This window comes from Cellulomonas sp. A375-1, from assembly GCF_001040865.1.
GTDB lineage: Bacteria > Actinomycetota > Actinomycetes > Actinomycetales > Cellulomonadaceae > Cellulomonas > Cellulomonas gelida.
This window is the reverse complement of sequence record NZ_LFKW01000143.1, coordinates 20699-30845: the sequence shown is the minus strand read 5'-3', so window position 1 is coordinate 30845 and position 10147 is coordinate 20699. Positions and strand designations below refer to the sequence as shown.

General features: G+C 73.5%; 10 protein-coding genes. 2 read left to right on the top strand and 8 right to left on the bottom strand.

Going from position 1 to position 10147, the window contains the following annotated elements; genetic code table 11:
• Positions 1 to 937, top strand: a 937-nt coding sequence (locus CWIS_RS15425; protein WP_082156523.1) for a hypothetical protein, incomplete at its 5' end; no start/stop codon positions are given.
• Positions 938 to 1064: 127 nt separating this feature from the next.
• Here CWIS_RS15425 and CWIS_RS15420 read toward each other — a convergent pair.
• The 8 genes from CWIS_RS15420 to CWIS_RS15390 all read right to left on the bottom strand — a co-directional run bounded on the left by CWIS_RS15420 (position 1065) and on the right by CWIS_RS15390 (position 8597).
• Positions 1065 to 1550, bottom strand: coding sequence for a hypothetical protein (locus CWIS_RS15420; protein ID WP_048344218.1), 486 nt, complete (start codon positions 1548 to 1550; stop codon positions 1065 to 1067).
• A gap of 9 nt (positions 1551 to 1559) precedes the next feature.
• Positions 1560 to 2381, bottom strand: a complete 822-nt coding sequence (locus CWIS_RS15415) for a dihydrofolate reductase family protein (protein WP_048344217.1) — start codon at positions 2379 to 2381, stop codon at positions 1560 to 1562.
• Positions 2382 to 2452: 71 nt separating this feature from the next.
• Positions 2453 to 3637, bottom strand: coding sequence for a uroporphyrinogen-III C-methyltransferase (gene cobA, locus CWIS_RS15410; protein WP_048344216.1), 1185 nt, complete (start codon positions 3635 to 3637; stop codon positions 2453 to 2455).
• Positions 3637 to 5118 (bottom strand): sulfate adenylyltransferase subunit 1, encoded by a 1482-nt coding sequence (locus CWIS_RS15405; protein ID WP_082156522.1) that lies wholly within the window; start codon positions 5116 to 5118, stop codon positions 3637 to 3639. The genes cobA and CWIS_RS15405 overlap by 1 nt, the downstream gene beginning before the upstream one ends.
• On the bottom strand, positions 5118 to 6065 hold the full coding sequence (gene cysD / locus CWIS_RS15400; protein ID WP_048344215.1) for a sulfate adenylyltransferase subunit CysD: 948 nt from the start codon (positions 6063 to 6065) through the stop codon (positions 5118 to 5120). The genes CWIS_RS15405 and cysD overlap by 1 nt, the downstream gene beginning before the upstream one ends.
• Positions 6062 to 6781, bottom strand: a complete 720-nt coding sequence (locus tag CWIS_RS15395) for a phosphoadenylyl-sulfate reductase (protein ID WP_048344214.1) — start codon at positions 6779 to 6781, stop codon at positions 6062 to 6064. Before CWIS_RS15395 ends, cysD begins: the two co-directional genes overlap by 4 nt.
• Entirely contained in the window at positions 6778 to 6942 is a 165-nt protein-coding gene (locus CWIS_RS19060; RefSeq protein WP_170211002.1) for a hypothetical protein, read from the bottom strand. The genes CWIS_RS15395 and CWIS_RS19060 overlap by 4 nt, the downstream gene beginning before the upstream one ends.
• On the bottom strand, positions 6939 to 8597 hold the full coding sequence (locus tag CWIS_RS15390) for a nitrite/sulfite reductase (protein WP_048344213.1): 1659 nt from the start codon (positions 8595 to 8597) through the stop codon (positions 6939 to 6941). Before CWIS_RS15390 ends, CWIS_RS19060 begins: the two co-directional genes overlap by 4 nt.
• A gap of 330 nt (positions 8598 to 8927) precedes the next feature.
• On the opposite strand from CWIS_RS15390, the gene zapE reads away from it, so the two are divergent.
• Positions 8928 to 9995: a cell division protein ZapE gene (gene zapE, locus CWIS_RS15385; protein WP_231583937.1), complete on the top strand. Its 1068-nt coding sequence runs from the start codon at positions 8928 to 8930 to the stop codon at positions 9993 to 9995.
• Positions 9996 to 10147 lie beyond the last annotated feature (152 nt).

Below are 10147 nucleotides of genomic sequence, written 5' to 3'. Positions count from 1 at the left end.
GCGGGAGCCGTTCTACGCCGTGCCGTTCCTGTCCGCCGAGCTCCTCGCGCGGATCAGCGACAAGGCGACGTTCGCCGAGATCTGCGCCGAGCTCGACATCTCCGTGCCGCGCACGCTCGTGCAGGGCTTCGGGGCCGGCGAGCCCGACGTGCCGGTCGACCTCGAGTACCCGCTCATCGCGAAGGCGGCGAGCAGCGCGGACTACCAGGACGTGGAGTTCGAGGGGAAGAAGAAGGTCTTCGAGATCTCGTCACCCGCCGAGCTCGCCGCGTTGTGGCGCTCGCTGCGGGAGGCGGGCTTCGCCGGACGCTTCGTCGTGCAGGAGCTCGTCCCCGGCGACGACACGCAGATGCGGTCCGTGACGGCCTACGTGGACCAGCGTGGGGTCGTGACGCTCTCGTGCTGCGCGCACGTGCTGCTCGAGGAGCACACGCCGTCCGGCCTCGGGAACCCCGCGGCGATGATCACCTACCGCGACGACGCGATGCTCGAGCAGGCGCACCGCTTCCTCACGAGCACCGGGTACGTCGGGTTCGCCAACTTCGACGTCAAGGTCGACCCGCGTACCGGCGCGTTCCGGTTCTTCGAGGTCAACCCGCGCATCGGGCGGAACAACTACTACGTCACCGCGGCGGGCGCGAACCCGGTGCGCTTCGTCGTGGAGGACCGGATCGAGGGACACGCGGTCGAGCCCGTCGTCGTCGACCGCGAGGTGCTCTACTCGATCCTGCCCCACCGGCTGCTGCTGAGGTACGTCCGCGAGCCCCAGCTGGCCGCACGTGTCCGTCGGCTGATCAAGGCGCGTGCGACGGCCCACCCGCTTCGCTACGAGCGGGACCTGTCGCCGCGACGCCGGTTCTACATCCTGGCGGCCTCGGTCAACCAGATCCGCAAGTTCCGTCGGTGGTACCCCGAACCGACGGACACGGGCTTCTGACCCGCACGGGCTCCGGCCCCACGCGGGGCTGACGCTGCGCGTGGGTCCGGATGAACGACGCCGGAGCCGCCCACGAGGAGAGCCCGGCGGGAACCATCCCGCCGGGCTCTCCTCGTGCCCGTGCGGCTCAGCCGAGCTCGGACGTGCCGGAGTACAGGTGCAGCACCGGGACCTCGAGTGCCTCGCGGGCGCGCGACGCCCAGTCCTGGTGGAACGTGTCCAGCCAGGCGTGCGGGTAGGTGACGATCGCGACCTCGCGCGCGTCGCCGTCGGTGACCGCCTGCCGCAGCGCGGGGAGCGGGTCGTCCGCGACAACCTCGCCGGTGGCCGCGCGCCCCGCCGCGGCGAACTCTGCGAGCGTCGCGCTGAGCTGCTCGTCCGCCGTGGCCTTGGCCTCGGTCGGGGTCGGCTCCTTGCCGCGGAGCCGGGCGAGAGCGTCCTTGAGCTCGCCCAGACCGAGGTTGTCCACGATCGTCGGTAGCAGAGGACGGTTCGAGTCCGCGGGCACGAGCACGTGGTAGGCGAGCTCCTCGCCCTCGTGCAGCGCGAGCAGGTGCTGGACGTCGACGGGCGCGAGGGTGTCCTCGATGAGGACCAGGATCGTGTCGGTCACGTGGCGAGCCTAGTTGGACTCGTGCCGTCCCGGCGCGCGCACGCCCCAGCGTCCGAGCAGCACCCCGTCGGCGTGCAGCAGGTGCAGCAGCGCCGCCTCGCGCGGCGGGTTCAGCCACGGCGCGCCGTCGAGGACCCGCGGCGCCGGGCCGCCCGTGAGCACCGGGGACCACGTGAGGAACAGCTCGTCGACGAGGTCCCGCGCGACGAGCTCAGCCAGGAGGGACGGTCCGCCCTCGGTGAGCACGTTCGTCAGCCCGCGGTCGACGAGCGCCCGCAGCGTGACCACGAGGTCGACCTCGACGTCCCCGGCGACCACGACCCGGTCGGTCCCGACGCGTTCGCGCAGCGCGTCGAGCCGCGGGTTGGCGGCGGTCGTGACGACGAGCGGCGGACGGTCGGCGTCGAGCAGCGGGTCGGGCAGGTCGCCCGATCGGGTCACCACCGCGAGCTCGATCGGCGCCTCGCGCCCGTGCGCGCGGCGCGTGGCTGCGAGCGGCTCGGGCAGCGTGAGCGTGTTGTACCGCTCCTGGCGCACCGTGCCCGCGCCGACCAGCACGACGTCCGCCAGGACCCGCAACGCCTCGAACACCCGCAGGTCGGCGGGACCGTTGATCGAGCCGGTGACGTGGTCGGGGCCGGTCGCCGCGCCGTCGAGCGTCGTGATCATGTTGGCCCGCACCACGAGCGTCGGCCCGGTGTGCTGCGTCCGCTCGGCGGGTCGCTCGTCGATCAGGGCCACGAGCTCCGCCTCGTCGGCGCGCGGCTCGAGCCGCACGGGCGTCCGGTCGGACCGGGGGAGCAGCACGTCCAGCGGAGGCGCGTCGGTCATGGCTCGACCGTAGGCCCCCGGCGCGGGAGCTGCCGAGCCCTGCTCGTCGGACCGCCGTTCACGAGCACCGGCTACAGGACGTCTGCCAGCGCGGCGACGTCCCCGACGACGATCACGGCGGGGTTCGCCACCGCGCGGGCGACTGCCAGGTCGGCGATCGTCGCGAGCGTGCCCACCGTGGTGCGCTGGCCGGGCAGGGTGCCGTTCTCGACGACCGCCACCGGGGTCGCGGCGTCGCGGCCGTGCGCGACGAGCGCGTCGGCGTACGCGCCGAGTCGTGGCACGCCCATGAGCAGCACGAGCGTCCCGTCGAGCTGGGCGAGGGTCGGCCAGTGCGGCGTCGAGTCGTGCGCGGACAGGATCGTCACCTGCCGGGACAGGCCGCGGTGGGTCACGGGGATGCCGGCGGCTCCCGGCACGGCGATCGCGCTGGTCACGCCGGGCACCACGGTGACCGGCACGCCCGCCGCGACGCACGCCTGCACCTCCTCACCGCCACGCCCCAGGACGTACGGGTCGCCGCCCTTGAGCCGCACGACGCGCCTGCCGGCGCGCGCCCGCTCGACGAGCACGGCGTTGATCTCGGCCTGCGTGAGCGTGTGCGCGTGGGGTGCCTTGCCCGCCTCGATGACCTCGACGTCCGGGTCGAGGTCATCGAGCAGCGCGCGCGGCGCGAGCCGGTCGACCACGACCACGTCGGCCTCGGCCAGGGCGCGTCGTCCCTTCGTCGTGATGAGCCCGGGGTCGCCGGGCCCGCCACCGACGAGCGTGACGCCCCCGGCCGCGGGCGCGCGGTGGTGGCGCAGGGGGAGCGAGCCGGTGTCGAGCAGCACAGCGATCGCGGACCGCAGCCGGGCCGCGCGGCGCGGGTCGCCGCCTGCGCTCACCGCGACGGTGACATCACCCGCGCGGGTGACGGCGGGGCTCCACGCCGCCGAGAGCGCGGCGTCGTCCGCGCGGACGCACCACACGCGCGCGGCCTCGGCGTCCGCAGCCACGCGCGCGTCGGTCTCGCGCACGCCGGTTGCGGTGTGGACGAGCCACGCCTCCGCCAGGTCCCCGTCCGCGTAGTCACGCTGCGCCCAGCGGACCGCGCCGGAGCCGACCAGCGCCGCGAGGTCCTCGCACACCGCGGGCGCCACGACGAGCACGTCGGCGCCGTCCTCGACGAGCCTCACCGTGCGCCGCGCGGCAACGGGCCCGCCGCCGACCATGACGACGCGCCGTCCGCGCAGGTCCAGGAAGAGCCCGTGCATCAGATGCCGGCGCCCGCGAGCCAGTCCGAGTCGGACTCGCCCTCGTCGCCAGGGGCCAGTCGGTCGAGCAGGGTGGGGCCGACCATGCCCGCCGCGAGCGTCGTGCCGTCGGACGGGTCGACGAGCAGGAACGCCCCGGTCCCGCGGTGCAGGGCGTAGTCGTCGAGCAGGACGGGCTCGGCCAGACGCACGCGGACGCGCCCGATCGCGTTGAGCCCGAGCCCCGAGGGTGCCGCCTCCGACGACGTGTCCGTCGCGTCGACCGCGTGCGCGGTGTCCACGCCGCTGAGCAGCTCGACGGTCTGCGTGTCGACGTCGAGGCGCGCGTCGACCTCGCGCAGCAGGGCGCGCACCGTCCGGGTGCCGATGCGCACCAGCAGGCGGGCGCCCAGCACCGAGCGGCGCTCGGACAGCCAGCAGACCGTGCCCACGAGGTCCTGACCGACCGTCGTCCGGGCGCCCGTCGGCACGAGGACGTCGCCGCGGGAGATGTCGAGCTCGTCCGCGAGGCGGACCGTCACCGACCGGCCCGCCGCGGCCGCCTCGAGCGGACCGTCGAACTCGTCGATGCCCGTCACGACGCTCGTCTTGCCCGAGGGCAGCACCGTGAGCGCGTCGCCGACCCGCACGGTGCCCGACGTGATGCGGCCGCCGTACCCGCGGTAGTCCGGGTGCTCCGCCGTGCGCGGACGGATCACGAGCTGGACGGGCAGGCGCAGCTCGTCGTCGGCCCGGACGTCGGAGACCGGGACGGTCTCGAGGTGCTCGAGCAGCGTCGGACCGTCGTACCAGGGCGTGCGCGACGAGCGGTCGACCACGTTGTCACCCGTGAGCGCCGACACCGGCACCGCGAGCACGTCGGGCAGGCCGAGTCCCTGGGCGTACGTGGCGAAGTCGTCGCGGATCGCGCGGAACGTAGCCTCGTCGAAGTCGACGAGATCCATCTTGTTGACCGCGAGCAGCACGTGCGGGACGCCGAGCAGCGCCGCCACGGTCGCGTGCCGGCGTGTCTGCTCCAGCACGCCCTTGCGCGCGTCGACCAGGACGATCGCGAGCTGGGCGGTCGAGGCGCCGGTGACCATGTTGCGCGTGTACTGCACGTGGCCGGGGGTGTCTGCGAGGACGAACGCCCGCCGGGCCGTGGAGAAGTACCGGTAGGCGACGTCGATGGTGATGCCCTGCTCGCGCTCGGCGCGCAGGCCGTCGGTGAGCAGCGCGAGGTCGACCTCGCCGACTGCGGCTCCGCGGGCGGCGGTCGCACGCTCCACGGCCGAGAGCTGGTCCGCGAGGACCGACTTCGTGTCGTAGAGCAGGCGGCCGATGAGCGTGCTCTTGCCGTCGTCGACCGAGCCCGCGGTCGCCAGGCGCAGGAGCTCGCGGCTCGCGTGCTGCGCGGCGCCGTCGAGCGCGTCGTCGAGCGTCTCGACGGGCCTCTCGACGGGAGCGGCGGTCGTCGTGGGGTTCGTCGTGCTCGTCGTCATCAGAAGTAGCCCTCGCGCTTGCGGTCCTCCATGGCGGCCTCGGAGGCCCGGTCGTCGGCGCGCGTCGCCCCGCGTTCGGTCAGCCGGCTCGCGGCGACCTCCGCGATGACGTCGGCGACCGTGGTTGCGGTCGACTCGACCGCGCCCGTGCAGCTCATGTCGCCCACGGTGCGGTAGCGCACCGTGCGGGTCTCGAGCCTCTCGCCGTCGCGCGGCCCGCCCCAGTCGCCGGGGGCCAGCCACATGCCGTCGCGCGCGAACACCTCGCGCTCGTGCGAGTAGTAGATGTCCGGCAGCTCGATGCGCTCGCGCTCGATGTAGCGCCAGACGTCGAGCTCGGTCCAGTTGGACAGCGGGAAGACGCGGACGTGCTCGCCCGGCTTGTGGCGCCCGTTGTACAGGTCCCACAGCTCGGGCCGCTGACGGCGGGGGTCCCACTGGCCGAACTCGTCGCGCAGCGAGAAGACGCGCTCCTTGGCGCGCGCCTTCTCCTCGTCGCGCCGCCCGCCGCCGAACACCGCGTCGAACCTGTGCGACGTGATCGCGTCGAGCAGGGGGACGGTCTGCAGCGCGTTGCGCGAGCCGTCGGGACGCTCGTGCACGCGGCCGTCGTCGATCGCGTCCTGCACGTGCGCGACGACGAGCCGCAGGCTGTGCTCCGCGACGGTCGCGTCGCGGTACGCGAGCACCTCGGGGAAGTTGTGGCCCGTGTCGACGTGCAGCAGCGTGAACGGCACCGTGGCGGGCCAGAACGCCTTGCGCGCGAGGTGCAGCATGACGATCGAGTCCTTGCCGCCCGAGAACAGCAGCACGGGGCGCTCGAACTCGCCGGCCACCTCGCGCATGACGTGGACGGCCTCGGACTCGAGTGCGTCGAGCTGCGTGAGCCGGGTGGGTGCCGGGGTGGCTGCCGGCGTGGGGGACGGGGCGCCGAGCGTCGTCGTCATGTGTGCAGACCGCATTCCGTCTTGGAGGTACCGGACCAGCGCCCCGCCCGCGGGTCCTCACCCGGGGCGACGGCGCGCGTGCACGGGGCACACCCGATGGAGGCGTACCCCGCCTGGCGCAGGGGGTTCAGGACGACGCCTTCCGCCTCGACGTAGGCGTCGACGTCGGCCTGGGTCCACGCGGCCAGGGGGTTGAGCTTGACCTTGCCTCGCCGCGCGTCCCAGCCGACCACGGCGATGTCCGTGCGTGTGGGGGCGTCCTCGCGGCGCATTCCCGTGATCCACGCGCGGTACGGCGCCAGCCCGCGCTCGAGCGGCTCGACCTTGCGCAGCGCGCAGCACAGGTTCGGGTCGCGGTCGTGCAGGCGTGCGCCGTGCTCGGCGTCCTGCTCGGCCACCGTGCGCAGCGGGAGGATCGTCGTGAGGTGGATCGGGGTGAAGTCGGCGTAGTAGTCGCGCGTGCCGATGGTCTCGGCGAAGTGGTAGCCGGTGTCGAGGAAGATCACCTCGATGCCCGGGGCCGCCTGCGCGGCGAGGTGCACGAGCACCTCGTCGCCCATCGAGGAGGCGAGCACCAGGTCCGGGCCGAACGTGCGCGCGGCCCACGCGACGATCTCCCGCGGGTGCGCGCCCTCGAGCTCGGCACCGGCCTGCTCGGCGAGCGTGCGCAGCTCGTCGTCGGTCAGGTCGGCCGCAGCCGGTGTCGACGTGCTCATCGGTCACCTCCCGTAGCGGACAGCCCGACGAAGCGCAGCGCGAACGTGCGCGTGCACGAGCGGCACTCCCACTGACCGTGCGTCTCGCTCGCCGGCCAGAGGTCCTCGCTCGCGCAGAACGGGCAGTAGTACGGCACCGCGCGCCCCTCGGACGTGCTCATCGCAGGTCCTCCTCGTCCGCGCGCTGGACCCACTCGGCGAAGAGCTCGCCCTCGAGGCGCTGCTCGTCGAACCGGCGGGTCACGCGCTCGACGTAGTCCTCGAGCTCCGAGGCCGGGACGCGCAGACCACGCAGCGTCTTGCCCAGTCCGAGCGACAGCCCGAGGCCGCCGCCGAGGTGCACCTGGTAGCCCTCCTCACCCTGCGCGAGCGCGCCCTTGAGGCCGATGTCGGCCGTCTGGATGCGGGCGCACGAGTTGGGGCAGCCGTTGACGTTGATCGTGATCGGCTGGTCGAACGTGGGCAGGCGCTTCTCGAGCTCACCCACGAGCGCGGTCGCCCTGGCCTTGGTCTCGACGATCGCGAGCTTGCAGAACTCGATCCCGGTGCACGCGAGGGTGCCGCGCCGGAACGTCGACGCGTGGCGGACCTGCAGCCCGAGCGCCTCGAGCCCGTCGACGACCGAGTCGACGTCGGCGGCGCCGACGTCGAGGACGACGAGCTTCTGCTCGCTGGTGAGCTGGACGCGATCGGAGCCGGCGGCCTCGACCAGGTCGGCGACCGCGTCGAGGATCGGCCCCGAGATGCGGCCGACCATGGGGGCGGCACCGACGTAGAAGCGCCCGTCCTTCTGGGGGTGCACGCCCACGTGGTCGCGGCGACCCGTGGGTGGCGGCGCGGGCTCGGGGCCGTCGGGCAGCGCGTAGCCCAGGTACTCGCCCTCGAGGACCTGGCGGAACAGCTCGGTGCCCCAGTCGGCGAGGAGGAACTTCAGGCGGGCGCGCGTGCGCAGCCGGCGGTAGCCGTAGTCGCGGAAGATCGACGTGACGCCGACCCACACCTCGGGCACCTGCTCGAGCGTGACGAACGCGCCGAGCCGCTTGCCGAGCATGGGGTTGGTCGACAGCGCGCCGCCCACCCACAGGTCGAATCCCGGCCCGAGCTCGGGGTGCACGACGCCGACGAACGCGACGTCGTTGATCTCGTGCGCCACGTCCTGGTGCGGCGACCCGCTGATCGCGGTCTTCCACTTGCGCGGCAGGTTCGAGAACGCCGGGTCGCCGATGTAGCGACGGTGGATCTCCTCGATCGCGGGGGTGCCGTCGATGATCTCGTCGGCCGCGACGCCCGCGACGGGCGAGCCGACGATGACGCGCGGGACGTCACCGCACGCCTCCTGCGTGGTCAGGCCCACCGACTCGAGCCGTCGCCAGATCTCGGGGACGTCCTCGATGCGGATCCAGTGCAGCTGGATGTTCTGCCGGTCCGTGATGTCGGCCGTGTCCCGCCCGAACTCGCGCGAGATGGCCGCGACCGTGCGCAGCTGCTGCAGCGTGAGCTTCCCGCCGTCGCAGCGGACGCGGAGCATGAAGTACGAGTCCTCGAGCTCGTGCGCCTCGAGGGTCGCCGTCTTGCCGCCGTCGATCCCGGGGCGCCGCTGCGTGTACAGGCCCCACCAGCGCATCCGGCCGCGCAGGTCGTCACCCGGGATGGAGTCGAAGCCCTGATGGGCGTAGATGGTCTCGATGCGGTGGCGGACGTTCAGGCCGTCGTCGGCCTGCTTGAGCTCCTCGTTGCCGTTGAGGGGCTCACGCTGGTCGAAGGCCCACTGGCCTTCGACCTTCGCTGCGGGTGGGGCGATCCGGGTCTGCGCCATGTGGCGCTACCTCCAGGACGTTCACGGCGTACGGCTGCACCCAGGACACAGCGGGAGCGCTGGTCTTCCGTCCGGGCACGACCGCGCGCCCGGGTGGGGGACGAGGGGCGGGGTCAGTTGCTCCGCAGACAGCAGCACATGCACATGGACGTGCGGGCACGCGCTGCCGAGCCGGCACACGGCCGACAGACACGCACGAACCCGACGAAGATCACGCGTCGAGATTCACACGGGTTCGCTCGTTCGGGGAGTCCTAGACCGGATGGTGAGACGAGCGCGACGGCATGTGGACGCCGTTCCGACCATGTCGTGGACGTACTCTGGACCCTCGTGACGGACCTCCAGCCCGCCGGCCCACCTCTGGCGCTCACCGCGCGCGTGCCCGCGGTCGACCCGGCCCGCCTCGTCGCCGAGCTCGTCCCGCCGCCCCACTTCGCGTCCGCGTCGTTCGAGTCCTACGTGCCGGACGCGGCGCACGGCAGCCAGGCGGCGGCGGTGGCACGCCTGCGCGGCGCGGCGCAGACGATCGGGCGGCTGGCGGCCTCGTCGTGGTGGAAGAAGCGCCGCGCGCAGCCCGAGGCCGTGTACCTCGACGGCGGGTTCGGCGTCGGCAAGACCCACCTGCTGGCCGCGCTCGCGCACGCCGTCACCGCGGCGGGACAGCGCGCGGCGTTCGGGACGTTCGTCGAGTACACCAACCTCGTCGGGGCGCTCGGCTTCCGGCAGACCGTCGACGCGCTCGCGGCCTACCGGCTCGTCTGCATCGACGAGTTCGAGCTCGACGACCCGGGTGACACCGTGCTCATGTCGCGGCTCCTGCGCGAGCTCGCCGACCACGGCGTCGCCCTCGCGGCGACCTCGAACACGCTGCCCGGGTCACTGGGCGAGGGGCGGTTCGCGGCGGACGACTTCCTGCGCGAGATCCAGGCGCTCGCGGCACGCTTCGACGTGCTGCGCGTCGACGGCGACGACTACCGCCACCGCAGCGTCGAGCACGGCGAGGCGCTGCCGGACGACGTCGTGCAGGCCGTGGCCGCGGGCCGCGACGGCGCCACGCTCGACGACTTCGGCGCGCTGCTCGACCACCTGGCGACCGTCCACCCGTCGAAGTACGGCGCGCTGCTCGACGGCGTCTCGCTCGTCGGGCTCACGGGCGTGCACGCTGTGCGCAAGCAGGACGTCGCGCTGCGGCTCGTCGTGCTCGTGGACCGTCTGTACGACCGCGACGTGCCGGTGCTGCTCGGCGGCGGCGGGACCGACGAGCTCTTCTCGGAGGAGATGCGGCGCGGCGGGTACCGCAAGAAGTACTACCGCGCGCTGTCGCGGCTGGGCGCGCTCGCGTCCGAGGGCGCCGCGCTTGCGGCCGCAGCACAGGTCCGACCGGCGCCCGGCGCCTGACGGCTCACGCCGAGGTCAGCACCTCGTCCGTGAGGTGGTTCGGCGTCCCGAACCGGTGCGCCGTGACGCTCACGGCCTGCTCGCGCAGGAACGGCAGGAGCTCGACCCGGCCCGACTCGGTCGCCGGGTGGTCCCAGATCGCGACGTCGGGC

Excerpts from the sequence above, each read along its gene's own strand:
- CWIS_RS15405 (WP_082156522.1), bottom strand. The coding sequence starts at position 5,118 with ATGACGACGAGCACGACGAACCCCACGACGACCGCCGCTCCCGTCGAG.
- cysD (WP_048344215.1), bottom strand. The coding sequence starts at position 6,065 with ATGACGACGACGCTCGGCGCCCCGTCCCCCACGCCGGCAGCCACCCCG.
- CWIS_RS15390 (WP_048344213.1), bottom strand. The coding sequence starts at position 8,597 with ATGGCGCAGACCCGGATCGCCCCACCCGCAGCGAAGGTCGAAGGCCAG.
- cobA (WP_048344216.1), bottom strand. The coding sequence starts at position 3,637 with ATGCACGGGCTCTTCCTGGACCTGCGCGGACGGCGCGTCGTCATGGTC.
- CWIS_RS15415 (WP_048344217.1), bottom strand. The coding sequence starts at position 2,381 with ATGACCGACGCGCCTCCGCTGGACGTGCTGCTCCCCCGGTCCGACCGG.
- CWIS_RS19060 (WP_170211002.1), bottom strand. The coding sequence starts at position 6,942 with ATGAGCACGTCCGAGGGGCGCGCGGTGCCGTACTACTGCCCGTTCTGC.
- CWIS_RS15395 (WP_048344214.1), bottom strand. The coding sequence starts at position 6,781 with ATGAGCACGTCGACACCGGCTGCGGCCGACCTGACCGACGACGAGCTG.